The organism is Mesorhizobium shangrilense, from assembly GCF_040537815.1.
Taxonomy (GTDB): domain Bacteria; phylum Pseudomonadota; class Alphaproteobacteria; order Rhizobiales; family Rhizobiaceae; genus Mesorhizobium; species Mesorhizobium shangrilense.
Window position 1 is genome coordinate 2,159,847 of the sequence record NZ_JBEWSZ010000001.1, and the last position, 25,670, is coordinate 2,185,516.

Consider the following 25,670-nt stretch of genomic DNA (forward strand, 5'->3'; position numbering starts at 1 on the left):
TTGGAAAGGGATGTCACACCGGGTTGCCAAGCGACGCGTGCGAGACAAGATAGAATGGCCGGGGACGCCCTGTCTGACCTATTGAGAACGGTACGTCTTACCGGCGCGACGTTTTTCGATATCGCGGCCCAGGACCCATGGGCTGTTTGCTCGCCTGCACCGTCCTCGATCTTGCCGAAGATTCTTCCCGGTGCGGATCACCTGATTTCCTATCACGTGGTGACCAATGGCCGTTGCTTTGCCCGTATCGTCGGCGAAGAGGCGATCGCCGTGGAGGCCGGCGAAGTCGTGGTCTTCACCAGAAGCGACCCGCACATCATGTCGAGCAATCCCGACCTTCGTGCCGATCCTCCGACAGCGGACGTTCTGGACATCGCGTCTGCCGGTCAGATGCCGTTCCACATCAACTATGTCAGAGACGGGTCGCTCTCGGCCAGGCTGGTCTGTGGCTACCTCGCCTGCGACGCGCAGCCGTTCAATCCCCTGCTCGAAGCGCTGCCGCCCGTAATCAAGGCTGGAGACTCGAAGGGCGATGCCGGCTGGCTCGGCCAGTTCATCAATTTGGCGGTGGCGGAGGTGGCGGAGAAGCGAGCAGGCAGCGAAACGGTGCTTACCAAGTTGAGCGAACTGATGTTCGTCGATGTCCTGCGCCGCTACGTTGAATCCTTGCCGCCGCAACATACCGGCTGGCTGGCAGGTCTGCGTGATCCGCACCTGGGCAAGGCGCTGGCGCTGATCCATGATCGGCCGGCATACAACTGGACGTTGGAAGCCCTGGCGAAGCAATCCGGACTATCGCGTACGATACTGGTCGAACGCTTTACCAGACTTGTCGGGATTCCGCCGATGCACTATCTCGCCAGATGGCGAATGCAAATTGCCTCGGAGCTCCTGAGCGCCGGCAACAGCAACATTGCAAGCATAGCGGCGAAAATCGGCTACGAGTCCGAGGCGGCGTTCAGCCGTGCCTTCAAGAAGGTGATCGGCGTTCCACCTTCGGCCTGGCGTCTCGGTATTCGGGCCGCAGGTAATGTTGAGTCGGCGGCAGGACCCAACGAAGTCTTGTGGACTGAAACTGAGATTGGCCCGGCCCGCGGGCCTGATCGACCCCAACCGTGACAGTGAGGGGTTCGGCACCGCTGCCATGGCGGGTGCCTCCCGCGGATGCGGTACCGACAGTCCAGCCCGCAGATGCCGTTTGCCGCGTCGAATGGAGGGCCAAATCAAGTGCAGGCCTCCAACCGGCGGTTGGTCAACATGCGCGATACTGCCGGTAGAGCACAAGATTGGGTCAGAAATAGCCTGGCCTGCCCGCCGTTGAACTCCGTGCCCGGTCGCGCTACCTGTCCGTCAGCGCCAGCTTGGCGCCAAGCATGACGAAGGCGCCGGCGAAGGTGCGGCGCATCCAGGTCATCACCATCGGCCTCGACACGACATGGCTGCGGATCGAAGCCGCGAAGATGCCGTAGCCGACGAAAACGACGAAGGTCAAAAGCATGAAAACGCTGCTGAGTTCCAGCATCTTCGACAGCGCGTTAGGCTCCGTGGTGCTGACGAATTGCGGCAGGAAGGCGAAGAAGAAGATCGACAGCTTTGGATTGAGGATGTTGATCAGGATGCCGGAGGTGATCACCTTGCCGGCCGAGCGTGGTGCGACGTCCTGATCGACGCTTAGGCCGCCCTTCTCCTTCAACGTGTTCCAGGCCATGTACAGCAGATAGGCGACACCCAGATATTTCAGCGTCTCGAAGGCCACCGCGCTGGTGTGCAGCAGTGCCGCAAGGCCGGTGATGGCGGCGGCCATGTGCGGGATGATGCCGAGCGTACAACCGAAGGCGGCGATGATACTGGCGCGGGCGCCGCGCGAGAGGCCGGCGCTCAACGTGTAGAGAACGCCAGTGCCGGGCGAAGCCACGACGATCAGCGACGTCAACAGAAATTCAATGCTCACGACGGCCCTCCAGAGCTCTGGCCTTGCCCGCGCGGAGCGTAGCTAGCGAAGGCGGCGCGCACAAGCGGCACAAACCGTCAAAGAAGCAATATCACAGAGTTGGCAGCCGATGGGCATGACGTGCCATCAGGCAATCGTCGTCGCCAGGCATGCAGGCGCGGCAGACATCGGGACGGACTTCGTAGATGCCGCAAGCTGTCACCTTGCCAACCTCGCCCGTCAGTGCCGAACAGCGCACGCCGTCACAGCGCATCCCGGATTCATTGGCGGCCACATATTTTGTGGGAATCAGATCAAGCTGCGCGTCATCTTCGGTGGAGAAGCGAGGCCATTCCGATGAATAGGAGCAGCACGCGCCGCAGGTCTGGCAGTCGAAGACGGCCATGCCTGCCCGCGACGATGCCGCGGCAGGATCGCTATGCGGCAAGGAGGTTATCTCTTCTTCCTTGTCTTGCCCTTCGGGGACTCGGCCGACGAAAGGAACAGGTCGGTCGCGCCTTCCGTGGATCCATCGGCCGGCTTGGGCGTCACAGCTGGCTTCTTCACGTCAGCGGCCGCCTTGGCAGGCTTCGTGGCCGCGGCCGAGACTGCCGGCTGATCCTTGGCGGAAAACTTGATGGCCATGTCAATCCTCGTCAGCGAAACGCGATGATGGTGCGCGCGGATTGCGAAGGCGGCCGATCAGCGCCGACACCGCGGTGATATTCATTTCCTCGGGAGACCAGTTCTTGACCGCCTCGATGTGATGGGGAGCCAGTTCGCGATGGGTGCTGCCACTATAGGCTGCGTCCTGGTGGGTAGTGCGCTCGTGGGTCTTGGCATCCTCGCGAACATATTCGATCAGATAATTCGGGCACTCGGCACGACCGCGCACACCCATCCGCACCTGGGCATCACCATGTGCCCGCTTGCAGCGCTCAAGTTTTTCGAGCACCCGCCGGACATATTCGATCGGCTTGTCGAGACCGTCGATAACGTCGGCGATGGTCGAGTCGGCGGCGATCGCCTTTTGAGGCACACGCTTGGTAGCCATCAGCGTTTACTCACTCGTTTCGGCAACGCCGCGAGCGCAGAGGCGGCAGCCATCTCTTCGGCTTCCTTTTCAAGACGCAATTCGCGCAGCCTTGCGGTCTTCGCCTCCCGCGCTTCGCTGACGGCATCCCGTTCGGAAATGATGCGGCCGAGAGACATGGACTGGGTCTGGGTCTTGCTGAAGAGGGATTCGGCGCGATCGCCGGATACCTTCGAAGGTGCGGTCAAAATCTTTCTCCCGTTCGGAGCCTGACGCCGAAAATGGCAAGGCCGGTCTTTCGGCCAGGACCATGCACAAAGCAATACGGCATCCCGGTTCTAATTGCTGGCCGATTCAGATTTCTGGCCAATTTTCAGATTTTCTGGAATGTCCTTAGCATGTCCGCGCGGCCGTGCAGCGCTCTTTCGGCAATCGGAGTGTAAAAATGGAAAAGGCCAGGCATTGCCTGACCTTCCGCCGAAGTGCCGCGCGTCTTTAGAGGCGCGACCCGAAATTCGCCATTACCGGTGCCAGTACATCCGTGGTCACCGGAAGGCTGAATTCCGTTTTTCAGGCCGCCTTCAACTGATCGGCGGACATCTTGCCCGACTTGTTGTCGCGGACCATCTCGTAGCCGAGCTTCTGACCCTCGACGATGTCGCGCATTCCGGCGCGCTCTACGGCCGAGATGTGGACAAAAACGTCGGCCGAGCCGTCGTCAGGCTGAATAAAACCAAAACCCTTGGTGGCGTTGAACCATTTAACTGTGCCGGTGCTCATAAACGAACCCTTTCCATGGCAAATATTCGTTCGCCGTCGCGCGACTGCGCAACAACGTTCGTCTCGATTTTTGATGGGGGAAGTTCGTCAAAGGCGCGCCTGGATGCGCGGATAACAAAAGTCGGTCAAACAAATATCGACGAATTTCTTCTACGCTTCAATTGGCGTCGTGTCAATTCTTGGTTCAGCCCGCCCTGGCGGAGGGGGCAGTGAGAGGGTCCGATGCGAAAAGATGCGAGCGCTTTTTGGCGTCGGCCTCACATCACCACGGTCATCAGCGGCAGGATTTCATAGCGAAAGCCAAGACCCGAGCGCACTGTCGGGTCGCCATCAGTCAGTACCCTGACGCCGGCTTCGTTATCGGCGCGCATAATGCCAAGACCCCACGGACCGGCCGGATCGGCAACCGGTCCGAACAGGATAACGCTCTCGCCAAGCTTGCCGCGCAGATAGTCGGAATGGTCCCTCATTAAGGCTCTTTCCTGGTCCGTCATCGTGAAAGCGAAGTCGGGCCGCGGAGGTATCAGCCGGCAGTGGAACACGCTCAACGCCTTGCCGCCTGCCTCCGCGGCCAGAAAGTCGTTCAGCCAGCCGAGCACACGCTCCCAGCCGGAGCCGTGATCGCGGCAGGCATCCTTGCGCGCGCCAAAGCCTTCATGGCGCATAGTCAGCCGCGTCCCGGGCTCAACCGCTTCGAGCATGTACGTAACGGTTGTCACGTTATCGCCGTCCCACGGCGCCTTCCACGTCATCACCAAAAGGTGCGGCGGATCAACCTGCAGATATTCGCCCTGGACATGAAATTCGTGACCATCGGCGCCCCTGCCCTCGGAGTACCAGGCACCGCCCGGTCGGACATCTGCCGTGTGTCTGGTCGTCCGGTAGAGCTCGTCCGAACCCCACCAGCGCGGAATCTGGTCCGCGGCGGTTAGCGCGCGAAAAACGCGCTCCGGCGGCACCGCGATCGTCACCGTGGCAAGGATGGTGCCTGTCGACACATCGGCTATCGCGCGAGGTCTGTCGTCTTTGGCCATCATTCATTCTCCAGGTAGGACTTCAGATTGCCGAGGCTCGCCTGCCAGAAATCGCGGTAGGGCAATATCCAGTCGGCCACATCCTTGAGTTCAGCTGGCTCCAACCGGTAGAGCCGCTCGCGGCCGAGCTTCTGCTCGGAAACGACGCGCATCTCACGCAGGATCCTCAGATGCTTGGAGATCGCCGGCCGGCTTTGCGAAAAGGCGGAAGCGAGTTCGTTGACGGGTGCCGGGCCGTACCGCAACCGGTCGAGGATGGCGCGGCGCGTCGGGTCGGCGATGGCGCGGAAAACGGAGCGATCAGGATCGGCCTGTGGCATAATGCGTATCCATTTGGTTACGTATTATGCCGATCTCTGCCCTTCGTCAACTCGTCCGACGTTCAGCGCTCCTGATCCGTCGGCCTGATGACGATCTCGTTGACGTTGACGCGAGGCGGCTGGCTCACGGCATAAAGGATGGCGGCGGCAACGTCCTCGGCGGTCAGTGCTTCCATGGTGGCGAGACGCTGATCAAGTCCCGCCTTCGATGCGGCGTTGGTGATGTGGCCTCCGAGTTCCGTGCGCACCAGCCCGGGTTCGATCACCGTGACGCGGACCTTGTCGGCATAGACCTCGCGCCTGAGCGCCTCCGAAAACCCGACGACGCCGAACTTGGTCGCCGCATAGCCGCTGGCGCCGGGGTTGGCGACACGGCCAGCGATCGACGAGACATTGACGACATGCCCCTTGGCCGCCTTCAGATGCGGCAATGCGGCCTTTGTGACGCCCATCAGCGCAAGCAGGTTGAGCTCGACCATACGTCGCCAGTCATCGAGAACCGCGTCGGCAGTTGGCGACAAAAGCATGATGCCGGCATTGTTGACGAGAATGTCCAGTTGGTCCCATTCGGCGATCACCTTGTCGACCATATCGGTGACGTCCTTGGCACGGGTCACATCGGCCTCGATGCGAAGTGCCGCGCCGCCGGCCTTCTCGATGTCTGCAGCCAGTGCTTCGAGACGATCGGCGCGGCGGGCAGCAATCGCCACCCTGGCGCCGCCGGCCGCCAAAGCCAACGCCGTTGCCTCGCCTATGCCCGATGAAGCGCCAGTTACGAGGGCGACCTTGCCCGCAAGCGCGGAAGAACCAGATGTCATTGCGAAATCTCCAGATCGAGCCCTACGACGTTCCGATTAGATAGGCTGCGCGAGGCGAAGTGGAAGCCCACCTCGCGAGCCTGACATTATTCGTCCGGGCCGGGCTCCGGCCACGCCTCCCTGGCCGCTTCCGAATACCAGTACCGCATCGCCGGCGTGGCCAGCATGGCATCGACATAGGCGCGGGTATCCGGCGCCAATGTGCCGCCATAGGTGTCGAAGCGGGTAACGACCGGCGCGTACATGGCGTCAGCGGCGGTGAAATGACCAAACAGGAAGGGGCCACCCTTGCCGTATTTTTCCCGGCACTCGCGCCACAGCGCCTCGATGCGGACGCGTTGCGCCTCGCCTTCCGCGTCGAGTGGCTTGTGGCCTTTTGGTCGTCGCAAGTTCATTGGCCAGCCATAGCGGAGTTCGCGAAAGCCTGAATGCATCTCGGTTGCCGCCGAGCGTGCCAGCGCGCGGGCACCAATGTCGGCCGGCCAGAGCTTTTTCCCGGGAAACAAGTCGGCGAGATATTCAAGGATGGCAAGGGTTTCCCAGATGATCCTGCCGTCATGATTCAAGACAGGCACCTGGCCGGTCGGCGATACCGCGGCCAGATCGGCGGCAGTCCCTGGCGTACGCAGCCGCACGAAACCTTCCTCGAACGGAATGTCCAGCTGCTTCATCGCCACCCAAGGTCTGAGCGACCATGACGAAAAACACTTGTTGCCGATGTAAAGCGTGAACTCAGCCATTGCCCCTCCCGGTCACCCAAAGCCTGTCCGCTATCCTGCACACCGCAGGGCCGAAAGCCATGCTCCTGTGCCGGCAACTGGCGTGCCGCCCGTGGAACCTAAATCGCGAATGCCCGTTTGTTCTCGCGGATGAAAACTCCAGGAGATGCGGAATTGGTGAACAGGGACCAGGTTGCGGGCGTTGCCAAGCAGATCAAGGGATCTGTCAAGCAGGCCGCGGGCAAGGCCACCGGCAACAAGCGCACACAGGTTGAAGGCATGGCCGACAAGGTCGCAGGCAAGGTGCAGAAGGCCTATGGCGACGTGAAAGACAAGGTCAGGAAGGCGTTCTGATCCTGCGACATCTGACGGGTCATGGAGGCGGCATGCAATGCCGCCTTCTTCACGTGCGCCAGCTCTTGCGGAAGGCGTTGGTGAAATTCACTTCGCCATGGTCGCCGCTCGCCTCGCCCAGCACCAGATCCAGGCCATCTCCCGAGACCCGTGCCAGCGCGAAGCCCCCCATATACACAGCCTTCGGCTTGAACAGGTCAAGACCGTCTCGGCTGTAGACCATCGGCGTTTCGTGCTGATGGCCATGGAAGATGCCGATGATATTGTAGCCCTTCAGCGTCGCCAGCAGTGCCTGCCTGTCGGCCTCGCTCCACCAGTGCGGTGAGCCGGCGCCGTTATCGTCAAAGGTGCTTTTGGCCGGATCCCACCGCTCCGTCGAAAAAGTGTCCCAACCGTAGTGCTGAAACAGCAGGACCGGTCGGCCGTCCGCGGCATAGGTCGCCAGATCCTGTTTGAGCCAGGGCAGAGCACTGCTGGCGCCGTGTCCGGTATCCCCGGCAAAGCGATGCGTCTGGATAAGATGGAGGCCGCCCCAATCCCAGGAATAGCAGTCGGTGTCGACATCGTAGCTGGTGGCCGGTACCGGCGGCTTGAAGAACACGCCGGCACGGTGATTGACCTCGACATAGTCCCGCATTTCACGCCGGTACCAATCCACATGCGGCGGTGGGCCATTCTGGTCGAGGTCATGATTGCCGAGCCCGACATAGACAGGCAGATGCACGCGATCGGGGCCAACGCCCTCCTGGTAACGCTGGCTGAATTGAAGAAGCTGTGTGCCCTCGCTGGGCTGCGTGATCTGGCCACCGCCATCGTCGGTCATGTCACCGCCGACGACAAGACCGCGCGGGATGCCGATGCGGCTGCCCGCCGAGCGCAGGCCGGTCGCTGCACCATCGATCTCAACAGGCCATTCCTTCTCGCCAATGTTGTTCAGCGCGGCGATGTTGCGCAGCAAGGCAGCGTCGGTCTTGCCTTCCTGCAGGCAATTCGGGCTGAGGCCACCCACCATGCGACAGGCATGAACGTCGCATACAAACAGGAAGGTGGCGTCGACATTGGGAATCTTCGCGCCGGCCTGTGCAAAGGCGGGTCGCGCGGCAAGACCCGTGGCCGCAAGCCCTGCGGCTTGCTGCAGGAAATCACGCCTGGAAAACAATTTTGGCGACAAGTGATTCATCTCCGAAATTCAGCACGAGAGGCACCCGGCCGTCCAGTTCCCGCACTGCGCGAGACAGCACCAGGAGAGCGGGCTCCCTGAGCATCGACAACATGTCGCGGGTCTGCCATCCCTTGGGACACGAACATTCACTTTGTGCGGCAATGGGGGAGCCATGAAGACCGCAGCTATACACGGAGTATTGACGATTCTGCTGTCGGCAGGGACCGCACACGCCGCTCAATGCGTCGACGCCAAATCCGCCAGGGAGGGTTTCGTTCTTGAGCGGCCTGGCATCCACAGCGAATTCCGACCGGTGGCGGGCGGAATGATTTCTGTCGCCAACAAATACGAATCCCAGTCGCCGCAGACGCAATTCCTGTTGGGCGGCCTGATCGAGGTTTTTCGGAACAGTGACACGGGCCAGATGGCGATGATCCCGCTGTCCGATGTGCGCAGGCTGTTTCCGCTGAAGGCTGGAGCGAAAAGCAAGACGCTGTTTGTCCGCCTGGCGCCGAACAAGCAGCCGAAGGGCACCGAAACCGTAGAGATCGTCGTCAAGGGCAAGGAAACGTTCAGCCTGGGTGACTGCAAGTACAATGTCCTGACCGTCAAGCAGACGATCACGAACGAGGCCGGCGAAACGCTTGATCAATTTACGGCGCTCTACGCGCCCGACCTGCAGGCGGTGCTGGCCAAGCGCTACGACGAGGGCACCAAGGCCGAAAGCGTGGTCGGCTACGAGACCATCAAGCCGCTGGCCGAATAGGCTCGCGGTTCACACCGTCTCCAGTGCCGCAAGGCAGTCGCGCAGCACGCTGGCATCCTGTGCTGTCTTGGCCATGGACATGGCGCCGGAATAGGTGGCCACAGTGAGCGCCGCAAAGCGCTGCGGGTCGGTGCCTTGCTCCCTGCCAGCCTGCTGGTCAGCCCTGATCTTGTCGGCGATCGCTCGGCGCCACGCCGAAAAGATACGGGCCAGCGCCGTACGGAAATCCGGATCGGCGAGCGACAATTCGTGCGCCAGATTGTTGAGCGGGCAGCCGCGCACGAAACCCTGCCGCTCCAGTTCCGCCGCCACCGCCTCGAACACTATCCGCACGCCCTGGCGCGCCGAGGCCGCTGCCAACACCGGCGCGATCCAGGTCTGTTCCACCGCCGCCGCCACACGCTCCTCGATCACCGCCATCGCCAGCGCCTTCTTGGTCGGGAAATGGTGATGCAGCGCGCCGCCGGTGACGCCCGCGGCCGTCATCAGGTCACCCAGGCTGGAGGCGTGGTAGCCACGCGCCTGGAACGCCTCTTCGGCGACATCGAGAACCTTTTTGCGCATGCCCTGAGGGTCGTTGATGCGCTTTCTCGGTTGCCGTTTCGGCAGGGCGACAATCTCTCCTGACATTCTCGAAAGATAGCAGATTAACAAAACAGGACAACCGGTCTGTTTTAAAAACAGGATGACCAACCTGTTTTGGAGATTGTTCGATGAAGGTTCCGCCAAAAGCCAACCTGTCCGCCTCGCCCGTCGTCGAACTCAGGCAATACACACTCAAGCCCGGCAAACGTGAAACGCTGATCGACCTCTTCGATGACAAGCTGATCAAGGGCCAGGAAGAAGCCGGCATGACCATCATCGGCCAGTTCCGCGATCTCGATCGCCCGAACATGTTTGTATGGCTGCGCGGCTTCGACAGCATGGAAGCGAGAAAAAACGCCCTGACCTGTTTCTATGACGGGCCGGTGTGGGCCGCGCACCGCGATGCCGCCAATGGCACGATGATCGATTCCGATGATGTGCTTCTGCTCAAGCCTGCATGGCCGGGCTCTTGCTTCAAACTGTCGGGGCTGCAACGGCCAGCCGGGCGACGTCTGGGAAAGGCAAGCGAGGGCAACCGCTTGGCCGGCTCTGTTGCCATCCAGATTCATCATCTGCGGCCCGGCACCGAGATTGATTTCGGCAGCCGCTTCAAAACCGAGGCTGTTTCCTTGCTGGAATGGCTCGGCGCGCACGTACTGGGAGCGTTCGTCACGGAGCACGCCGAAAACAGCTTTCCCCGCCTGCCGGTGCGCGCCGGCGAAAACATCTTTATTGCCGTCACCGGTTTCGTCAGTGCCGAGGCCCATTCCGGCCATGAGGCCGCCCTTACCGCCTTACCCGAATGGCAGGCGTTTGCGCAGGCAGCCCAACCGAACCTCGCAAAGCCAACCGAGTTCTTGCGGCTGTCCCCAACATCGCGGTCATTGCTGGGTCGATGACCGGCAGCCGACCCCCTCCAGGCAGCAGCCGTCCAGACTCTGCTAAGGGGTAACCGTGAACTCCGTCCACATGCCGGCGTCGAAGTGACCGGGCACGTTACAGATGAGCAGGTATTTACCTGGTACGAGAGTGACGGTAAGCGCCCCCGACTTGCCCGGGTCCAGCTCTGAAACCTCTCCCTTGTCGCCGGCCTTGTCCTCATCAACCCGGTTCTCGTTGCCGATGTAGGGAAGCGGCTTCCCCGGGGCGGCAAGATACATCACGATCATCTCGTGGACGGTATCCTTGGAACTGTTCTTGACCTTGAAGGTGACTTCACCCGCCTTCACCGTTGCCGGCGAAGCCTTCATCCCCATCGTTGCCTTGGTGGCGTCAAGACCCGGCGTCGCATAGGAAAAGCCCATCGGCATGGTCATGTCCGATCCCTTGTCCCACAGCGAGACTTGGACAAAAGTGGCGGCGAGCGACGAGCTTGCGCCGCCCGCCATCATGACCACAGCAGCGAGCGATAGCGCGCTGGTTCTCAGCATCTTTTGCATGTCGATCTCCCAAAGCCGTGAGCGCTCCCTCGACAACCGATCCAGAATTGGCCGACCGAGTTAGAACCCACCAAGCGGTGAGCGACACCAATCGCACGCACATCGACATGAGACCTTGCGCTAAATCAAACAGAGCGCGGCGGCGCGCGGGATCGCGTCATGATTCATTGAGGCCGCCTTGGCGCAACGTGGTATCCGGCTCGCCGTCACCGCCTATACAGCCGGGTGAGGAAGCAGGGGCTACCCCTTCAACCGATTTGCATCGTTCCGATGTGTATTCTCTGCTTGAAGCCATTTGTGCAACGCGATACGCCCTTGCCGACTTCGACAAGGAGAGACCTTCGTGAGCGCTGAGAAGACCAGAATCGAAACCGACACGTTCGGCCCCATCGAGGTCGCCGCCGACCGCTACTGGGGTGCGCAGGCGCAGCGTTCGCTGGGCAACTTCAAGATCGGCTGGGAAAAGCAGCCGAACTCGATCGTGCGCGCGCTGGGCATCGTCAAGCGGGCGGCGGCCGAAGCCAACATGGAACTCAAGCGGCTCGACCCGGCTATCGGCAAGGTCATCATCGAGGCCGCGCAAGAGGTCATAGACGGCAAGCTCAACGACCATTTTCCGCTGGTCGTCTGGCAGACCGGCTCGGGCACGCAATCGAACATGAACGCCAATGAGGTGATCTCCAACCGGGCGATCGAGATGCTGGGCGGCGTCATGGGCTCGAAGAAGCCGGTGCATCCCAACGACCACGTCAATATGAGCCAGTCGTCGAACGACACCTATCCAACGGCCATGCATATCGCCTGCGCCGAACGCATCGTGCACGACCTCCTCCCGGCGCTGAAGCACCTGCACAAGGCGCTCGCCGCCAAGAGCCGGGAGTTCAACCACATCATCAAGATCGGCCGCACGCACACGCAGGACGCCACGCCGCTGACGCTTGGCCAGGAATTCTCAGGCTATGCGGCGCAGGTTGCCTCGTCGATCAAGCGCATCGAGTTGACGCTGCCCGGCCTGCAGGAACTGGCGCAGGGCGGCACCGCGGTCGGCACGGGCTTGAATGCGCCGGTCGGCTTTGCCGAAAGGGTTGCGGACCGCATCGCAGATATCACCGGCATCGCCTTCGCAACCGCGCCCAACAAGTTCGAGGCGCTCGCGGCGCACGATTCCATGGTGTTCTCGCACGGCGCCATCAATGCCTGCGCCGGGGCCCTGTTCAAGATCGCCAACGACATCCGCTTCCTTGGCTCCGGCCCGCGCTCGGGCCTCGGCGAACTGTCGCTGCCAGAAAACGAACCGGGTTCCTCGATCATGCCCGGCAAGGTCAACCCGACGCAGTGCGAGGCGATGACGCAGGTCTGCGTGCAGGTGTTCGGCAACAATGCCGCCGTCACCTTCGCCGGCAGCCAGGGCCATTTCGAACTCAACGTCTACAACCCGCTGATGGCCTACAACTTCCTGCAGTCGGTGCAGCTGCTCTCCGACGCTTCGGTCTCTTTCACTGACAATTGCGTCGTCGGCATCGAGGCGCGGGAAGACAACATCAAGGCAGCGCTCGACCGCTCGCTGATGCTGGTGACGGCGCTGGCACCGACCATCGGCTATGACAATGCCGCCAAGATCGCCAAGACTGCGCACAAGAACGGCACCACGCTTCGCGAAGAAGCACTGGCCACCGGACTGGTCAGCGAGGCCGACTATGACCGGCTCGTGCGGCCGGAGGACATGACGCATCCCGGGTAACGCGATCCCGAGAAAGCCGGCGTCGGCTTTCCGGCCGGATATGCGTCCAAAGAAGTATATGGGGCGGTCGGCGATCTTGCGCCGGACGCCCCATATCATTTTTGGGTGGTAGAATTTCCTCGCCTCGCCATGGCGAGCGACAAGAATTTGGCGCCCGTTCGGCGATCACGGGAATGGACCGCCTGTGAACAATGTGTCGCCGTATCAGCGGCTTTGGTGAACAGTCGACATCGTTTATCTGATTGGCCATCAAACCCATTCGGAGCACCAAAATGTCCATCAACACTTCCATCGCCGGCGCCGGCACAGCATCCAACAGCTCTGTCACGATCCTGCTGGGCCGCATCCTGCTTTCCGTCATTTTCCTGCTTTCCGGCTTCGGCAAGCTCACCGCCATTTCCGGCACCGCCGCCTATTTCGGCGGCCTCGGCCTGCCGGCCCCGACCGTAACGGCGGTTGTCGTCGGCCTGATTGAATTGCTCGGTGGCCTCGCCATCCTCACCGGTTTCCAGACCAGGTCCGCCGCCTGGGTGCTCGCGGTCTTCACAGTCGCCACCGGGCTGGTCGCGCACACTGGCTGGGCCGACCAGATGCAGATGATCCAGTTCCTCAAGAACCTCGGCATCACCGGCGGTTTCCTGCTGCTGGCTTCATCGGGTGCCGGCGCCTATTCGATCGACGCCAAGCGCGGCTAGGCCATACATTCAATTCGCTGAATCAAAGGCGGCGCGGAATTTTCCGCGCCGCCTTTTCGTTGTCCATACATGTGTCCCAGTCTGCCGTTTCCTGCCAAGATCGCAGCGTTGGAATGGGCAACAGGGCCAGCCGGCCCGATCGACAACGGAGGTGACCATGCCCCGCAACGTGGTGCTTTTGCTTTCCCGATTGCTGTTCGCCGCCCTGTTCATTCCTTCCGGCTTCCATGCACTTTCCGACATTCCCGGCACGACCAGCTATTTCGCGGGCCTTGGCCTGCCGCTACCAATGCTCGCAGCCTGGGGAACGGGGCTGTTCGAGTTGATCGCCGGGCTGCTCATCCTCGCCGGCCTCAAGACGTCGATCGCGGCATTGCTGCTCGCCGCGTTCTGCATCATGGCCGGCTTCATCGGCCATTATGGCCAAGGTGGCGATGACCCGATGCTGACGTTCCTGCATTCGCAGATGCTGATGAAAGACATCGCCACCGCCGGCGGCTTTCTGGCACTGGCGATGGCAGGGGCCGGAGCCTTTTCGATCGACGGCCGCGGTTCGACCTGAATCCGGCGAACTCGACGGTGGACGCTACTTGACCGATACGCTCGGGCCGCCCTCGACGGCCAGCACCAGCCGGCGGTTCGTGATCCGTGCCAGTTGCGCCAGGCGGCCTGCGGGGCGCTCGCCATAGAGGTCGGCCAGCGATGCCGGCAGCACCAGGGCGAGCACGCCGTTGCCGCGGCTTTCCCATTTCAGCCGGGGCATGGTGCCTGGCATCGATGCCGTCAGCAGGTAGACGACGCGCATCATCGCCGCCAGCATGCGCGCACGTTCGAGATAGCGCGGTGTCGCCAGCGCCTTGATTTCCGGAGCGATGGCCTCGTTGAAGATGCCATCGTGGCGATAGGCATTGGTCAGCGCCAGGAAAGCGCGGCCGGGATGGTCTACGCCGTAGAAGGACGCGTGGGCGATGATGTTGAGCGACTGCCTGCCGCGATATTCGGGGTGCGCGCGCCAGCCAATATCGGCAAGCAGTGCCGCCGCCTGACGATAGCGGGCCTCGTCTTCGGTCTCGTCGATGCCGAAGGCGGCAAAGGTTCTGCCCGTCCATTCGACAAGCTCATGCGCATGGGTGACCGAGCGCGAACGCAGTCGTGCGAGTTCTTCCGAGGCCGAGATCAGCGGATCGGCCTTTTGCTCGGCCTCGTCGAGCAACGAATAGAGAAACCCCTCGCGCACGCCCAGTGCCGAGACGATGATCTTCGACGGCTGCATCGCCGCCATGATTTCCTGCAGCACGATGGCGCCGTAGGGCAGCAGCGAGCGGCGGTTCTTGGACACGCCTTCGATGCCCTTGACCTTCTCGATCTCGCCCTTCGCCACCTGCCGGAGAAAATTGGCAGCGCTTTCGATGCCGATCTCGTAGTGGTGCATGACACCGAGAGGATAGTTGGTCATCTCCATGTGCAGTCTGGCGAGGTTTCGCCAGGTGCCGCCAACCGCGTAGAAGGGCCTGCCCTGCCCGCCTTTCAGCAGCTTGGCCTTCGCCAACTCGTCGCGCGCGATCTTGGCCGCCTGGGTGAGCGAATTCTTCGCCATGTCCTGCAGGCGCAGGCCACCCAGCGGCAGCGTTATGCCGTCTCCGATCGCTTCACCATTGACGTCAACCAGCTCGAGGCTGCCACCGCCCAGGTCTCCGGCGATGCCATTGGCGGGGTGAAAGCCGGAAATGACGCCGAGCGCCGAATAATAGGCCTCCTGACGGCCGCTGATCACGCGAATCTCGGTCTTGAGCACGTCCTCGGCCCGATGGATGAAATCGGGACCGTTGACCGCCTCGCGGGCAGCGGCGGTCGCCAGCACATACATATGTTCGGCGCCGGCCTGGTCCGAAAGCGCGCGGAAGCGCCGGAACTCCTCCATCGATCGCGTCACCGCTTCCGGGTCGAGCTTTCCGGTCGAAACGATGCCGCGACCGAGCCCGGCCAGCATCTTTTCGTTGAACAGCATGGTCGGTGAGCGCGCCAGCCCCTCATAGACGACGAGGCGGATCGAGTTCGAACCGATGTCGATGATCGACAGCGGTCGGCGGTCCTGAAGCCGGCCTTGTGATGCTGAAATCATCAGGCGGACGCTGCCGCGTTCTTCTTGCGGCGCTTGAACTGCGCGATGCGCTTCGGCGCATGCGATTTCAGCGCGTCACCCCGTCCCGACAGGCTCGGATTGGTCATGAAATATTCCTGCGCGTTGAACGGTTCCTCGCCTTCCTCCAGCACGACACGACGGGAGGTCCCATCCGCCAGTACGTCGAAACTCTGCTGGTTGTCCATGATGTTGCCCAGCATGATCTGGCCCAGGATCTGTTCATGCACAGTTGGGTTGGTGATCGGCACCATGGTCTCGACACGGCGATCGAGATTGCGCGGCATCAGGTCGGCCGAGGAGATGTAGACGATCGCATCGTCGGACGGCAGGCCATGGCCGTTGCCGAAACAATAGATGCGGCTGTGCTCGAGGAAGCGACCGACAATCGACTTCACCCGGATGTTCTCGGAGAGACCCGGCACTTGCGGCCGCAGGCAGCAGATGCCGCGCACGACCAAGTCGATCTCGACACCGGCACGGCTGGCGTCATAGAGCGCGTCGATGATGATCGGATCGACGAGCGCGTTCATCTTCATCCATATGCGCGCCGGCCTGCCCTCCAGCGCATGAGTGACCTCGTCGGAAATGTGCTTGAGGATGCGGCTTCTCAGCGTGAAGGGCGAGATCGCGATCCGCATTTCGTCGGTCGGCTCGGCGTAGCCGGTGATGAAGTTGAACAGTTGGGCTACATCGCGCGCGATCGTCGGATCGGTGGTGAAGAAGGACAGGTCGGTGTAGATGCGCGCGGTGACCGGGTGGTAGTTTCCGGTGCCCAGATGGACATAGTTGCGCAGCCGGCCATCCTCGCGCCGCACCACCAGCGACATCTTGGCGTGTGTTTTCAGTTCGAGGAAACCGAACACGACCTGCACACCGGCGCGCTCGAGATCGCGCGCCCAGCGGATGTTGGCTTCTTCGTCGAAGCGCGCCTTGAGCTCGACCAGTGCCGTCACCGACTTGCCGGCCTCGGCCGCATCGACCAGCGCACGCACGATCGGGCTGTCGTTGGAGGTGCGGTAAAGCGTCTGCTTGATCGCCACCACTTCCGGATCGGCCATGGCCTGACGCAGGAACTGCACCACCACGTCGAATGATTCGTAAGGGTGATGGACGACGATGTCCTTCTCGCGGATGGCGGCAAAACAGTCGCCGCCATGCTCGCGGATGCGTTCGGGAAAGCGCGGATTGTAGGGCGTGAACTTCAGATCGTCGCGGGCGACCGAGACGATCTCGGAAATCTGGCTGAGCGCCAACGGGCCGGTGAGCACGCTGATGCGACTTGACGAGACGCCGAGTTCGCCGGCGACGAAGTCGCGCAGTTCGGCCGGCATCAGCATGTCGAATTCGATGCGGATGACCGAGCCGCGGCGGCGGCGCTTCAGCGCCGTTTCGAACAGCCGCACGAGATCCTCGGACTCCTCCTCGACCTCGATATCACTGTCGCGAATGATGCGGAACGTGCCTGAGCCCTTGACCTCGTAGCCGGGAAACAGCTTGCCGATATAGAGTCCGACGGCCTCTTCCAACGGAATGAAGCGGACATGGTGTTTGCGGTCGGGCAAGCGGATGAAACGCTTCAACGCCACCGGCAAGCGCAGGAGCGCGCTCATCTCCTCGCCATTTTTGCGGTGCCGCAATTGCAGCGCCATTGAGAAACCGAGGTTGGGGATGAACGGGAACGGATGCGCCGGATCGATCGAGAGTGGGGTCAGCACCGGAAACACCTGGTTCTGGAAGTGGTCCTCCAGCCAGGTCTTCTCGTCCTTGGTCAGCGCATCGCGGGTGATGGTTTCTATGCCTTCCTTGTTGAGCAGCACGGTCAGCGCCGAAAGGCTCTTCTGCTGGTCCTCCTGCAGGCGCTCGACCTCGCGCAGAAGCTGTTCGAGCTGTTGCTCCGGCGTGCGGCCATCCGGGCTTTTCAGCGCGATGCCCTCGCGAACCTGACCGGCAAGGCCCGCGACGCGCACCATGAAGAACTCGTCGAGATTGGCGGCCGAGATCGACAGGAAGCGGACCCGCTCCAGCAGTGGATGATGGGTGTTCAGCGATTCCTCGAGAACGCGCCGGTTGAACTGCAGCCAGGAAAACTCGCGGTTGACGAAACGGTCCGGGTTGCCTTCGGGGCTCGCCACCTCCGCATTGATGAATTCGCTCTGCACCGGCTTCAGTTCGTTCATGGTTCCTGCTCTTCCCACCAGCTCAGCCGGTTAACCGGCTTAACTTATCCTCTGACAGGGTTTTGCGACAGTTTCATTTCATCGATCTTGCAAAGAGATGGGTTATGATCCAGATGCAGACGATCGAAGGCCAAGGAGACGATGATGGCAGGCGGTTCCATTCCCCATTTCCAGAACGATGCGGGCCATCCGGCGATCGACATCGGCGTCAAGGAATTCATGTGCACCGGCGCCAACCCGCCTTTCGACCATCCGCATGTGTTTCTCGACATGGGCGACGACAACGAAAAGGTCTGCCCCTACTGCTCGACGCTCTATCGCTATTCGCCGAAGCTCAGGGCAACCGAGACATCGCCCGCAGGGTGCCTGTACATCGACCAGGCAGCCTGATTCGGCACGGCTGACCCAGTGGACGACACGAAGTTCCGGCAGATCATCATCGCCGGGGCCGGCATAGCCGGACTGACCGCGGCACTTGCTTTCGCCAAGCGCGGCTATCCGGTTAAACTGATCGAGCAGGCACAACGCCTCGAAGCCGTCGGTGCGGGCATCCAGCTTTCGCCCAACGCAACGCGAATCCTTCGCCAACTTGGCGTGCTCGACAAATTGCTGCAGGCCGCGGTTCGGCCGGACGCGGTCGTGCTCAAGGATGCCGCAACACTGCGGGAACTGGGGCGTGTACCGCTTGGGCAGGACGCCGAAGCGCGCTGGCAGGCCCCCTACCTCGTTGCCCACCGCGCCGATCTGCAGGATGCCCTGATGGCATCGGCCGCCGAGGCAGCCGGCATCGAGATCATAACAGGCGCGCGCGTTACCGATGTCGCGACAGCCCGCGACGGCATTGCAGCGACGGTTGAGACCGCGTCCCAAACCCATAAGACCGAAGGCTTCCTGCTGGTCGGCGCCGATGGCGTCTGGTCATCCATCCGGGGGCGGGTTTCGAACAAAGCTTCCAGCACAAGCCGGTTCTCAGGCGAGCTGGCGTGGCGTGCCACGATCGGCGCCGATAGCGTTGCGGGCAAAGCATTCGCGGCCGTCGGTGTCGTCAATTGCGTGACCACATTCCTGCATCGCGGCTTCCACATGGTCGCCTACCCCGTCAGCAAGGGCGCTGCGTTCAATCTGGTGGCCTTCACCAAGGGCGAGCGCATCGCAGAGGGTTGGTCCGGTGCCGCTGATCCAGCAATCCTCGCCAAAGCCATGCGAGGCACGGCGCCTGGGCTAATCCGGCTGGTCGAAGACGCCGGTAAGTGGATGGCCTGGCCGATCCACACTGTCGACCAGCAACAGCCCTGGACGACGCCAGAAGGAATTGCTCTGATTGGTGATGCCGCGCATGCGATGACGCCATTCGCGGCGCAGGGCGCGGCCATGGCGATCGAGGATGCCGCGACGCTCGCCGAGTGCCTGGCCACCTTCCCCACTGATCCGGCAACGGGCCTTCGCGTCTGGGAAAACTTGCGGCGGCCGCGTGTCGCCAAGGTTGCCCGTCGCGGCGCCCTCAATCACCTCGCCTGGCACGCCACCGGTCCTGTGGCGATTGCCCGCAATCTGTTCCTGAAGATGCGCTCGCCGGAGAAACTGGCGGCCGATCTGGACTGGCTTTACGGCTGGCAACAGCAGAAATTCATCCGGCGTTGAATGCCGTATGTCGGCCTGCTGACGCGGCGTTAATTGTAAAGCCGCATCGACAGGCCGAGCGAAACCGGCAGCGGATTCCACCAGCCGGTGCGCAGACCGGCGGTTCGTAGCGCCGCCGCCGTCCAGGTGTTGCAGCCGACCAGCGCGTTGAAATGACCGTTGGCTTCGAAGAAGCCATCGAAATTCGAGTATTTAGCGTTCTCGATATGGATGGGGCCGTTCGGCCCCTGCTGGAAACTCGCCTCGATGAAATCGAGCAGCGCCGCGAACCGGTCCTCGCCGATGTCGAAGCCGGCAACATCGGGATGAGGCTCCGAGATATCGCCGGCGACATCGACATGCATGACTGAGGTATCGACAGTCAGGGCCTTCATCACCGGCACGGCCTTCAGTTCCGACCAGGTCGGCGTCTCCAGATAGAAGGCGCGGCCGCCCCAGCCAAAGACGATGTAGCGGACTTCCGGCATGTCGGTGGGAATGCCGCCATCGATCAGGAAATGGAAGCGCTGTCGCACGCTGTCATCAACAGGAATCGCGATGTCGGTGTGGATGGGGTTCTTCAATACCAGGATATGACGCGTCGCTGTGGGTTTGTCGCCGGCTGTTGCCCAGAGCGGTCGCGGCACCAGCGTGCCCAGCGTCACCGCGAGCACTGCAACGATCAGCGCAAGGCCAAGAAACCGTGCCAGCTTTTTCATGAATGGCGGCCCTGCGAACGCATCCTGGCGCGACATCGACCGCCCGCCCCTGCTATCGATACGCAAAAGAGCCCGGCGCTGTTTCAGCCGGGCTCTTTTTAATCATCGACAGATCTAGTGCAGGATCTGCGACAGGAACAGTTTCGTGCGCTCATGGCGCGGATGGTCGAAGAACTCGGCCGGCGTGTTCTGCTCGACGATTTGGCCCTGATCCATGAAGATCACCCGGTTGGCGACCTTGCGGGCAAAGCCCATTTCATGGGTGACACACAGCATGGTCATGCCCTCTTCGGCGAGGCCGACCATCGTCTCCAGCACTTCCTTGATCATCTCCGGGTCGAGCGCCGAGGTCGGCTCATCGAACAGCATGATGCGCGGGTTCATGCACAGCGAGCGGGCAATCGCCACGCGCTGCTGCTGACCACCGGAAAGCTGGCCAGGATATTTGTTGGCCTGTTCGGGAATCTTGACGCGCTTGAGGAAATGCATGGCGATTTCCTCGGCCTGCTTCTTCGGCGTCTTGCGCACCCAGATCGGCGCCAGCGTGCAGTTTTCCAGGATGGTCAGGTGCGGAAACAGGTTGAAGTGCTGGAACACCATGCCGACCTCGCGGCGCACCTCGTCGATCTTCTTGAGATCGTTGGTGAGCTCCTTGCCGTCGACGATGATCTTGCCCTTCTGGTGCTCTTCCAGCCGGTTGATGCAGCGGATCATCGTCGATTTGCCCGACCCCGACGGGCCGCAGATGACGATGCGCTCGCCGCGCATGACCTTCAGGTTGATGTCCTTCAGCACATGGAACTCGCCATACCATTTGTGCATGGCGATGATATCGATGGCGACATCGGTGGTTGAAATCTGCATCTTGGCGGCGTTGACCTTGATCTCTTCCGCGCTGACTGCATTTTCTATGGCCATTTAGAAGGTTCCCTATTTTTTAGCGTTTGTGGCCGGTGTCGAGTCGGCGTTCGGTGAACATTGAGTAGCGCGACATGCCGAAACAGAACAGCCAGAAGATGAAGGCCGCAAAGACCAGGCCCGAAATCGGCGTCTGTGGCGAGGCCCATGCCGGGTCCGAGAAGTTCTGGCGGACCACTCCGAGCAGATCGAACATGCCGATAATGTAGACCAGGCTGGTGTCCTTGAACATGCCGATGAAGGTGTTGACGATGCCGGGAATGACGAGCTTGAGCGCCTGCGGCAGCACGATCAGGCCCATCTTCTGCCAATAGCCGAAACCGAGCGAATCGGCGCCCTCGTACTGCCCTTTGGGAATGGCCTGCAATCCGCCGCGCACCACCTCGGCCATGTAGGCCGAGGAGAACAACGCAACACCAACCAGCGCGCGCAGGAACTTGTCGAAGTTCACGCCCGGCGGCAGGAAATAAGGCAGCATGATCGTCGCCATGAACAGCACCGTGATCAGCGGCACGCCACGCACGGTCTCGATGAAGACAACACAAAGCGTCTTCACCACCGGCATCCTCGAGCGACGGCCAAGCGCCAGCACGATGCCGAAAGGCAAGGAGACGGCGATACCGACAAACGAGATCGTCAGCGTCACCAGGAGCCCACCCCACAACGACGTCTCGACATGGGGTAAACCAAACATGCCGCCGACCAGCAGGATGAAGGCGACAATCGGGAACACGAAAAACAGCACGATGGCATTGAGCCCCTTGCGCGGCACTTTGGGCATCAGCATCGGCACGAGCAAAGCGACGAACAGGATGGCGACCAGGATCGGTCTCCACCGCTCTTCGACCGTATAGCGTCCGAACAGGAATTGCGGGAACTTGGTGTTGACGAAGGCCCAGCAGGCGCCGGACCACCCGTTAGGCTGGATGCCGCCCTGCGCCACCGTGGCGCAGAAGGTGCGATCGTTGCCGGTCCATTGCGCCTGGACGAACGCCCAGTCCAGAAGCGGTGGCAGGAACAAAGCGACCAGCAAGATGCCGACTATGGTCAGAACCGTGTCGCCGGTGGAGGCAAAAAGGTTCTTGCGCGCCCAGGCGACAATTCCACGTTCGCTCAGCGGGGCGGTTTGCGCCGATGCCATCTCGGTGCGCACCCAGGACGTGTCATGTTCCTGCATGGCCCTACCTCTCCACCAGCGCCATCTTGGCGTTGAACCAGTTCATGAACGCCGAGGTGATCAGGCTGATGCCCAGATACACAACCATCCAGATCGCGATGATCTCGATGGCCTGTCCTGTCTGGTTCATCACCGTGCCGCCGGTCGACACCAGGTCCGGATAGCCGATCGCGACCGCAAGCGACGAGTTCTTGGTCAGGTTGAGATACTGGCTGGTCAGCGGCGGGATAACGATGCGCATGGCCTGCGGCACGATCACCAGCCGCAAGGCCTGTCCCGAACGAAGGCCCAGCGCCGACGATGCCTCGCTCTGCCCCTTGTTGACGCCCCTGATGCCGGCGCGGACAATCTCGGCGATGAACGCGGCGGTGTAGAAGGAAAGTGCAAGATAGAGGGACAGGAATTCCGGCTTGACCTGAAAACCGCCAGTCAGATTGAACGTCGACTGCTTCGGCATATCAAAGCTCAGCGGGAAGCCGCTGAGGACAAAAGCAAGCAGCGGCAGACCAACGATCAAGGCGACAGACGTCAGGAACACCGGAAACTGTTGGCCCGTCGCCATCTGCCGCTGATAGGCCCGCCTCGCGACGAACCATGACATGGCGATGGCGAGGACCAGGGCGACCGGGATCAGCCACGCCCCCTCGCCCCAGACGAACTTTGGAAAGTAGAAGCCACGGCTGTTGAGGAAGGAGCCGAACGGCAAGTGAATGCTCTCCTTCGGCAAGGGCAGCACGGACAGCACGCCGAAGTACCAGAAGAAGATCACCAGCAGCGGCGGAATGTTGCGGAAGGTCTCGACATAGACCGTGCAGATTTTTCTGATCAGCCAATTGTTCGAGAGCCGGCCAATGCCGATCACAAAGCCGACGACCGTGGCCGTGACAATGCCGGCCCCGGCAACGATGACAGTATTGATCAGGCCAACGACAAGGGCGCGGAGATAAGAGTCGTCCGACGTGTACGGGATGGCGCTGTCACCGATGTCGAAACCGGCCCTGTTGGTCAGGAAGCCGAACCCCGAGGCAATGTTGGAGCGCCTGAGGTTTTCGACGGTGTTGCCGACGATCCACCAGACCAGGAATGTCAGCGCCGCGACGAGGACCAACTGGACCACGATGCCGCGGACTTTCGGGTTGTTTATCAGTGAGCCGCGACTGGTTTCCTCGCGAAGGATTTCCTGCGATGCCATTCGACCATCCCCTGAAAAGAGAAACCGGAAGGCAACTCAGCTGCCTTCCGGATCACGTTTTCGATCAGCGGATCGGCGGAGCGTATTGCAGGCCACCCTTGGTCCACAGTGCGTTGATGCCGCGCGCGATCTTCAGCGGGCTGCCCGAACCGACATTGCGCTCGAACAGCTCGCCGTAATTGCCCACCGCCTTGACGATGTTGACGACCCAGTCATTGGAAACGCCAAGGTCGGTACCGATCTTGGTGTCCGCCTCCTGGCCGAGCACGCGCTTGATCTCGGGATTGGTCGAGTTCTTCATCTCGTCGACATTGGCCTGGGTGATGCCGAGTTCCTCGGCGTCCAGGAGCGCGAAATAGGTCCATTTGACGATGTGGTACCATTGGTCGTCACCCTGACGAACGGCTGGCCCGAGCGGCTCCTTCGAGATGATCTCGGGCAGCACGACGTGGTCGGCGGGCGAGCCAAGCGTCAGGCGAATGCCATAGAGGCCCGACTGGTCGGTGGTGTAGACGTCGCAACGGCCCGCATCATAGGCGGCGTTGGTCTCCTCCAGGCTTTTGAAGACGACCGGATTGTATTCCATCTTGTTCGCCTTGAAATAATCGGCGAGGTTCAGTTCCGTGGTGGTGCCGGTCTGCACGCAGACGGCCGCCCCGGAAAGCTGCAGCGCCGAATTCACACCCGGCAGCTTCTTGGCGTTGATCATGAAGCCCTGGCCGTCATAATAGGTGACGCCAGCGAAATTCAGACCAAGCGCCGTGTCACGGTTGATGGTCCAGGTGGTGTTGCGCGAAAGCACATCCACTTCGCCAGACTGCAGGGCGGTAAACCGTACGTCGGCGCTCAGCGGCGTGAACTTCACCTTGGTGCCATCACCAAAGACGGCAGCCGCGACAGCGCGACAGAAGTCGGCGTCGAGACCCTTCCAGTCACCCTTGTCGTCAGGCGCGGAAAAGCCGGCAAGACCGGTCGAGACGCCGCACTGGACAAAGCCCTTCGCCTTGACGTCGGCGAGCGTGCTGGCGGACGCGGCCGAAGCCATCAATCCAAGCGCGGCGGTTCCAAGAATGCCGATTGCAATGTGTTTCATGACCCACAGACCCTTTTCTGTTTTTCAGGCAAACCCTATTCTTTTTCCCGTGTGAACGCAGCTCCCATCCCGGCCCATTTCCGGGACCCCGCATCGTAACCGACGCGCCGCCTCCCATTCACAAAGTCCATCGAAGGCGATTATTCTTGTGAGGTCAAGGGAAATGACCGAATCCGAAAGAGTTTGAAAACCAATCGCCGGAAATGCGCGAATTGCAGACAAACGCGCCCGCAAATTAGTCATCCAAACCAACAAAGTCGGCAAAGTTGAAGCCGCGCAAATCCGCTGCGTACTCTCGCAACCGACGCTCCAGAACCGCCGCGCGTCACGGGCCTGGCCAGGGATGAATTGACACATCGGGCCACCGCTTGGCGGATACATCATTGCCGCGCCGAAAATGGGCGCGCGCCGAGAAAGTCTGGGCTCAGAACGCCCCGACGAGAAACCATGCGCCGACCGCCGCCATGAGCGCCCCGGAAACGCGCGCGATCAACTGGCCGGCAGGGGCGACTTTCTCCAGCAGGACGAGGAAGGCAATGCCGGCGATCCACAGCACGTTCATGACGCCGCCGACAAACAGAAGGGCCATCAGCGCCCAGCAGCAGCCGAGGCAATAGGCGCCATGATCGATGCCGAGCCGGAGCGCGCCGAGCGGAGCCGAGCGGAACCCGCCACGATTTGCCAGGAAGGCGATCGGCGCCTGGCATTGTCGCAGGCAGACGCCCTTTATCGGCGTCCATTGGTAGAGGCCGGCGGCGATCAGGATGAGGCCGCCAAGAACGCGGCTGTCGGCCGCCATCGCCGGATCCAGAAGGGCGAGACGCGCCAGGAGCCATTGCGCGGCGGTCGCAGCGATGCTGAAGGCGGTCCAGACGAGCAGATAGCCGCCGAAAAACCACATGGTGGACGCTATCGGCTGGCCACTCGCCCGGGCCTTGCGGCCGACGCCTGCGTAAAGCAACAGCATCGGCGCAACCGACGGTGTCATCATGCCGACCATCATCACGGCCCACATCGCGAAGGTGAATGCGAAATCGGCCGGCGACCACGCCTGGAACGCAGGCGCCATGGCAGCGCCCATATCCATGCCGGACATGGCCATGCCCGTCATGTCGGTGCCCGCGTCCTGCGGCACTGCCATATGGGTGGCGAGCCACAACACATAGGCCCAGGCGGCCGCGGCAATGACAAAGAGCGATGCCGCGACGACCGCGCGATCGCGCCGCAGCAACGTCTCGAGGGCTGTGTCGTTCAT

At 61.7% G+C, this 25,670-nt stretch carries 30 protein-coding genes; 9 read left to right on the forward strand and 21 right to left on the reverse strand.

Going from position 1 to position 25,670, the window contains the following annotated elements; translation table 11 throughout:
- Window positions 1–54: 54 nt before the first annotated feature.
- Window positions 55–1,119, forward strand: coding sequence for an AraC family transcriptional regulator (locus ABVQ20_RS10925; protein WP_354459506.1), 1,065 nt, complete (start codon window positions 55–57; stop codon window positions 1,117–1,119).
- A gap of 220 nt (window positions 1,120–1,339) precedes the next feature.
- Here the strand turns inward: ABVQ20_RS10925 and ABVQ20_RS10930 are convergent, their stop codons facing one another.
- The 10 genes from ABVQ20_RS10930 to ABVQ20_RS10975 all read right to left on the reverse strand — a co-directional run bounded on the left by ABVQ20_RS10930 (window position 1,340) and on the right by ABVQ20_RS10975 (window position 6,655).
- Window positions 1,340–1,951, reverse strand: coding sequence for a LysE family translocator (locus tag ABVQ20_RS10930; RefSeq protein WP_354459507.1), 612 nt, complete (start codon window positions 1,949–1,951; stop codon window positions 1,340–1,342).
- A 91-nt stretch (window positions 1,952–2,042) separates the two neighbouring features.
- The gene (locus tag ABVQ20_RS10935; protein ID WP_354459508.1) at window positions 2,043–2,336 is read right to left on the reverse strand and encodes a YkgJ family cysteine cluster protein; all 294 of its coding nucleotides are present in this window, start codon (window positions 2,334–2,336) and stop codon (window positions 2,043–2,045) included.
- Window positions 2,337–2,383: 47 nt separating this feature from the next.
- Complete coding sequence (locus ABVQ20_RS10940) at window positions 2,384–2,575, reverse strand: hypothetical protein (RefSeq protein WP_354459509.1); 192 nt, start codon at window positions 2,573–2,575, stop codon at window positions 2,384–2,386.
- Window position 2,576: 1 nt separating this feature from the next.
- Window positions 2,577–2,984: a hypothetical protein gene (locus ABVQ20_RS10945; protein ID WP_227348159.1), complete on the reverse strand. Its 408-nt coding sequence runs from the start codon at window positions 2,982–2,984 to the stop codon at window positions 2,577–2,579.
- Window positions 2,984–3,211 carry a hypothetical protein gene (locus tag ABVQ20_RS10950; RefSeq protein WP_354459510.1) on the reverse strand — a complete coding sequence of 76 codons (228 nt, stop codon included), beginning with the start codon at window positions 3,209–3,211 and terminating at the stop codon, window positions 2,984–2,986. Before ABVQ20_RS10950 ends, ABVQ20_RS10945 begins: the two co-directional genes overlap by 1 nt.
- Before the next feature lie 322 nt (window positions 3,212–3,533).
- Window positions 3,534–3,743 carry a cold-shock protein gene (locus tag ABVQ20_RS10955; RefSeq protein ID WP_010915421.1) on the reverse strand — a complete coding sequence of 70 codons (210 nt, stop codon included), beginning with the start codon at window positions 3,741–3,743 and terminating at the stop codon, window positions 3,534–3,536.
- 257 nt (window positions 3,744–4,000) lie between these two features.
- Window positions 4,001–4,780 (reverse strand): SRPBCC domain-containing protein, encoded by a 780-nt coding sequence (locus tag ABVQ20_RS10960; RefSeq protein ID WP_354459511.1) that lies wholly within the window; start codon window positions 4,778–4,780, stop codon window positions 4,001–4,003.
- Window positions 4,777–5,097, reverse strand: coding sequence for an ArsR/SmtB family transcription factor (locus ABVQ20_RS10965; RefSeq protein WP_354459512.1), 321 nt, complete (start codon window positions 5,095–5,097; stop codon window positions 4,777–4,779). Before ABVQ20_RS10965 ends, ABVQ20_RS10960 begins: the two co-directional genes overlap by 4 nt.
- 62 nt (window positions 5,098–5,159) lie before the next feature.
- Window positions 5,160–5,915 (reverse strand): SDR family NAD(P)-dependent oxidoreductase, encoded by a 756-nt coding sequence (locus ABVQ20_RS10970; RefSeq protein WP_354459513.1) that lies wholly within the window; start codon window positions 5,913–5,915, stop codon window positions 5,160–5,162.
- 86 nt (window positions 5,916–6,001) lie between these two features.
- Entirely contained in the window at window positions 6,002–6,655 is a 654-nt protein-coding gene (locus tag ABVQ20_RS10975; protein ID WP_354459514.1) for a glutathione S-transferase family protein, read from the reverse strand.
- Between the two features lie 129 nt (window positions 6,656–6,784).
- On the opposite strand from ABVQ20_RS10975, the gene ABVQ20_RS10980 reads away from it, so the two are divergent.
- Window positions 6,785–6,988 carry a CsbD family protein gene (locus ABVQ20_RS10980; RefSeq protein WP_354459515.1) on the forward strand — a complete coding sequence of 68 codons (204 nt, stop codon included), beginning with the start codon at window positions 6,785–6,787 and terminating at the stop codon, window positions 6,986–6,988.
- 49 nt (window positions 6,989–7,037) lie between these two features.
- On the opposite strand, the gene ABVQ20_RS10985 is transcribed toward ABVQ20_RS10980, so the two are convergent.
- On the reverse strand, window positions 7,038–8,168 hold the full coding sequence (locus tag ABVQ20_RS10985) for a metallophosphoesterase (protein WP_354459516.1): 1,131 nt from the start codon (window positions 8,166–8,168) through the stop codon (window positions 7,038–7,040).
- A 307-nt stretch (window positions 8,169–8,475) separates the two neighbouring features.
- Here ABVQ20_RS10985 and ABVQ20_RS10990 point away from each other — a divergent pair, with 307 nt between their 5' ends.
- Complete coding sequence (locus tag ABVQ20_RS10990; RefSeq protein WP_354459517.1) at window positions 8,476–8,916, forward strand: hypothetical protein; 441 nt, start codon at window positions 8,476–8,478, stop codon at window positions 8,914–8,916.
- 9 nt (window positions 8,917–8,925) lie between these two features.
- Here the strand turns inward: ABVQ20_RS10990 and ABVQ20_RS10995 are convergent, their stop codons facing one another.
- Complete coding sequence (locus tag ABVQ20_RS10995; protein ID WP_354459518.1) at window positions 8,926–9,480, reverse strand: TetR/AcrR family transcriptional regulator; 555 nt, start codon at window positions 9,478–9,480, stop codon at window positions 8,926–8,928.
- Between the two features lie 149 nt (window positions 9,481–9,629).
- On the opposite strand from ABVQ20_RS10995, the gene ABVQ20_RS11000 reads away from it, so the two are divergent.
- A complete protein-coding gene (locus ABVQ20_RS11000) occupies window positions 9,630–10,400 on the forward strand; it encodes an NIPSNAP family protein (protein ID WP_354459519.1) in 771 nt (256 codons plus the stop codon).
- A gap of 42 nt (window positions 10,401–10,442) precedes the next feature.
- Here ABVQ20_RS11000 and ABVQ20_RS11005 read toward each other — a convergent pair whose 3' ends face one another.
- Window positions 10,443–10,940, reverse strand: coding sequence for a sulfocyanin-like copper-binding protein (locus ABVQ20_RS11005; protein ID WP_354459520.1), 498 nt, complete (start codon window positions 10,938–10,940; stop codon window positions 10,443–10,445).
- Window positions 10,941–11,283: 343 nt separating this feature from the next.
- Here ABVQ20_RS11005 and fumC point away from each other — a divergent pair, with 343 nt between their 5' ends.
- The 3 genes from fumC to ABVQ20_RS11020 all read left to right on the forward strand — a co-directional run bounded on the left by fumC (window position 11,284) and on the right by ABVQ20_RS11020 (window position 13,938).
- Window positions 11,284–12,681 (forward strand): class II fumarate hydratase, encoded by a 1,398-nt coding sequence (gene fumC / locus ABVQ20_RS11010; protein WP_354459521.1) that lies wholly within the window; start codon window positions 11,284–11,286, stop codon window positions 12,679–12,681.
- A gap of 272 nt (window positions 12,682–12,953) precedes the next feature.
- On the forward strand, window positions 12,954–13,376 hold the full coding sequence (locus tag ABVQ20_RS11015; RefSeq protein WP_354459522.1) for a DoxX family protein: 423 nt from the start codon (window positions 12,954–12,956) through the stop codon (window positions 13,374–13,376).
- Window positions 13,377–13,533: 157 nt separating this feature from the next.
- Entirely contained in the window at window positions 13,534–13,938 is a 405-nt protein-coding gene (locus ABVQ20_RS11020) for a DoxX family protein (RefSeq protein ID WP_354459523.1), read from the forward strand.
- A 24-nt stretch (window positions 13,939–13,962) separates the two neighbouring features.
- On the opposite strand, the gene ppx is transcribed toward ABVQ20_RS11020, so the two are convergent.
- Both ppx and ABVQ20_RS11030 read right to left on the reverse strand, forming a co-directional pair.
- Entirely contained in the window at window positions 13,963–15,498 is a 1,536-nt protein-coding gene (ppx, locus tag ABVQ20_RS11025) for an exopolyphosphatase (RefSeq protein ID WP_354459524.1), read from the reverse strand.
- Window positions 15,498–17,696 carry an RNA degradosome polyphosphate kinase gene (locus ABVQ20_RS11030; protein WP_354459525.1) on the reverse strand — a complete coding sequence of 733 codons (2,199 nt, stop codon included), beginning with the start codon at window positions 17,694–17,696 and terminating at the stop codon, window positions 15,498–15,500. The genes ppx and ABVQ20_RS11030 overlap by 1 nt, the downstream gene beginning before the upstream one ends.
- Window positions 17,697–17,840: 144 nt before the next feature.
- Between ABVQ20_RS11030 and ABVQ20_RS11035 the strand changes: the two genes are divergently transcribed.
- Both ABVQ20_RS11035 and ABVQ20_RS11040 read left to right on the forward strand, forming a co-directional pair.
- Window positions 17,841–18,086, forward strand: a complete 246-nt coding sequence (locus tag ABVQ20_RS11035) for a zinc-finger domain-containing protein (RefSeq protein ID WP_354459526.1) — start codon at window positions 17,841–17,843, stop codon at window positions 18,084–18,086.
- 18 nt (window positions 18,087–18,104) lie between these two features.
- Window positions 18,105–19,337: an FAD-dependent monooxygenase gene (locus ABVQ20_RS11040; RefSeq protein ID WP_354459527.1), complete on the forward strand. Its 1,233-nt coding sequence runs from the start codon at window positions 18,105–18,107 to the stop codon at window positions 19,335–19,337.
- A 29-nt stretch (window positions 19,338–19,366) separates the two neighbouring features.
- On the opposite strand, the gene ABVQ20_RS11045 is transcribed toward ABVQ20_RS11040, so the two are convergent.
- The 6 genes from ABVQ20_RS11045 to ABVQ20_RS11070 all read right to left on the reverse strand — a co-directional run bounded on the left by ABVQ20_RS11045 (window position 19,367) and on the right by ABVQ20_RS11070 (window position 25,670).
- The gene (locus ABVQ20_RS11045; RefSeq protein WP_354459528.1) at window positions 19,367–20,035 is read right to left on the reverse strand and encodes a TIGR02117 family protein; all 669 of its coding nucleotides are present in this window, start codon (window positions 20,033–20,035) and stop codon (window positions 19,367–19,369) included.
- A gap of 114 nt (window positions 20,036–20,149) precedes the next feature.
- Window positions 20,150–20,899, reverse strand: coding sequence for an amino acid ABC transporter ATP-binding protein (locus ABVQ20_RS11050; RefSeq protein WP_031213892.1), 750 nt, complete (start codon window positions 20,897–20,899; stop codon window positions 20,150–20,152).
- Window positions 20,900–20,972: 73 nt separating this feature from the next.
- Window positions 20,973–22,130: an amino acid ABC transporter permease gene (locus tag ABVQ20_RS11055; protein WP_354459529.1), complete on the reverse strand. Its 1,158-nt coding sequence runs from the start codon at window positions 22,128–22,130 to the stop codon at window positions 20,973–20,975.
- A 4-nt stretch (window positions 22,131–22,134) separates the two neighbouring features.
- Entirely contained in the window at window positions 22,135–23,322 is a 1,188-nt protein-coding gene (locus tag ABVQ20_RS11060; protein WP_354459530.1) for an amino acid ABC transporter permease, read from the reverse strand.
- 64 nt (window positions 23,323–23,386) lie between these two features.
- A complete protein-coding gene (locus ABVQ20_RS11065; protein ID WP_354459531.1) occupies window positions 23,387–24,415 on the reverse strand; it encodes an amino acid ABC transporter substrate-binding protein in 1,029 nt (342 codons plus the stop codon).
- Window positions 24,416–24,839: 424 nt separating this feature from the next.
- Window positions 24,840–25,670, reverse strand: a complete 831-nt coding sequence (locus ABVQ20_RS11070; protein WP_354459532.1) for a DUF2182 domain-containing protein — start codon at window positions 25,668–25,670, stop codon at window positions 24,840–24,842.

Bases quoted from the DNA above. Each gene is read 5' to 3' on its own strand.
- ABVQ20_RS10995 (WP_354459518.1), bottom strand. From the start codon at position 9,480: ATGCGCAAAAAGGTTCTCGATGTCGCCGAAGAGGCGTTCCAGGCGCGT.
- ABVQ20_RS11030 (WP_354459525.1), bottom strand. From the start codon at position 17,696: ATGAACGAACTGAAGCCGGTGCAGAGCGAATTCATCAATGCGGAGGTG.
- ABVQ20_RS10935 (WP_354459508.1), bottom strand. From the start codon at position 2,336: ATGGCCGTCTTCGACTGCCAGACCTGCGGCGCGTGCTGCTCCTATTCA.
- ABVQ20_RS10925 (WP_354459506.1), top strand. From the start codon at position 55: ATGGCCGGGGACGCCCTGTCTGACCTATTGAGAACGGTACGTCTTACC.
- ABVQ20_RS11070 (WP_354459532.1), bottom strand. From the start codon at position 25,670: ATGAACGACACAGCCCTCGAGACGTTGCTGCGGCGCGATCGCGCGGTC.
- ppx (WP_354459524.1), bottom strand. From the start codon at position 15,498: ATGATTTCAGCATCACAAGGCCGGCTTCAGGACCGCCGACCGCTGTCG.
- ABVQ20_RS10980 (WP_354459515.1), top strand. From the start codon at position 6,785: ATGAAAACTCCAGGAGATGCGGAATTGGTGAACAGGGACCAGGTTGCG.
- ABVQ20_RS11065 (WP_354459531.1), bottom strand. From the start codon at position 24,415: ATGAAACACATTGCAATCGGCATTCTTGGAACCGCCGCGCTTGGATTG.
- ABVQ20_RS11005 (WP_354459520.1), bottom strand. From the start codon at position 10,940: ATGCAAAAGATGCTGAGAACCAGCGCGCTATCGCTCGCTGCTGTGGTC.
- ABVQ20_RS10960 (WP_354459511.1), bottom strand. From the start codon at position 4,780: ATGATGGCCAAAGACGACAGACCTCGCGCGATAGCCGATGTGTCGACA.
- ABVQ20_RS11055 (WP_354459529.1), bottom strand. From the start codon at position 22,130: ATGCAGGAACATGACACGTCCTGGGTGCGCACCGAGATGGCATCGGCG.
- ABVQ20_RS11060 (WP_354459530.1), bottom strand. From the start codon at position 23,322: ATGGCATCGCAGGAAATCCTTCGCGAGGAAACCAGTCGCGGCTCACTG.
- ABVQ20_RS11000 (WP_354459519.1), top strand. From the start codon at position 9,630: ATGAAGGTTCCGCCAAAAGCCAACCTGTCCGCCTCGCCCGTCGTCGAA.
- ABVQ20_RS11035 (WP_354459526.1), top strand. From the start codon at position 17,841: ATGGCAGGCGGTTCCATTCCCCATTTCCAGAACGATGCGGGCCATCCG.
- ABVQ20_RS10990 (WP_354459517.1), top strand. From the start codon at position 8,476: ATGATTTCTGTCGCCAACAAATACGAATCCCAGTCGCCGCAGACGCAA.
- ABVQ20_RS10965 (WP_354459512.1), bottom strand. From the start codon at position 5,097: ATGCCACAGGCCGATCCTGATCGCTCCGTTTTCCGCGCCATCGCCGAC.
- ABVQ20_RS11050 (WP_031213892.1), bottom strand. From the start codon at position 20,899: ATGCAGATTTCAACCACCGATGTCGCCATCGATATCATCGCCATGCAC.
- ABVQ20_RS10955 (WP_010915421.1), bottom strand. From the start codon at position 3,743: ATGAGCACCGGCACAGTTAAATGGTTCAACGCCACCAAGGGTTTTGGT.
- ABVQ20_RS10945 (WP_227348159.1), bottom strand. From the start codon at position 2,984: ATGGCTACCAAGCGTGTGCCTCAAAAGGCGATCGCCGCCGACTCGACC.
- ABVQ20_RS11045 (WP_354459528.1), bottom strand. From the start codon at position 20,035: ATGAAAAAGCTGGCACGGTTTCTTGGCCTTGCGCTGATCGTTGCAGTG.
- ABVQ20_RS11015 (WP_354459522.1), top strand. From the start codon at position 12,954: ATGTCCATCAACACTTCCATCGCCGGCGCCGGCACAGCATCCAACAGC.
- ABVQ20_RS10985 (WP_354459516.1), bottom strand. From the start codon at position 8,168: ATGAATCACTTGTCGCCAAAATTGTTTTCCAGGCGTGATTTCCTGCAG.
- ABVQ20_RS10940 (WP_354459509.1), bottom strand. From the start codon at position 2,575: ATGGCCATCAAGTTTTCCGCCAAGGATCAGCCGGCAGTCTCGGCCGCG.
- ABVQ20_RS11020 (WP_354459523.1), top strand. From the start codon at position 13,534: ATGCCCCGCAACGTGGTGCTTTTGCTTTCCCGATTGCTGTTCGCCGCC.
- ABVQ20_RS10970 (WP_354459513.1), bottom strand. From the start codon at position 5,915: ATGACATCTGGTTCTTCCGCGCTTGCGGGCAAGGTCGCCCTCGTAACT.
- ABVQ20_RS10975 (WP_354459514.1), bottom strand. From the start codon at position 6,655: ATGGCTGAGTTCACGCTTTACATCGGCAACAAGTGTTTTTCGTCATGG.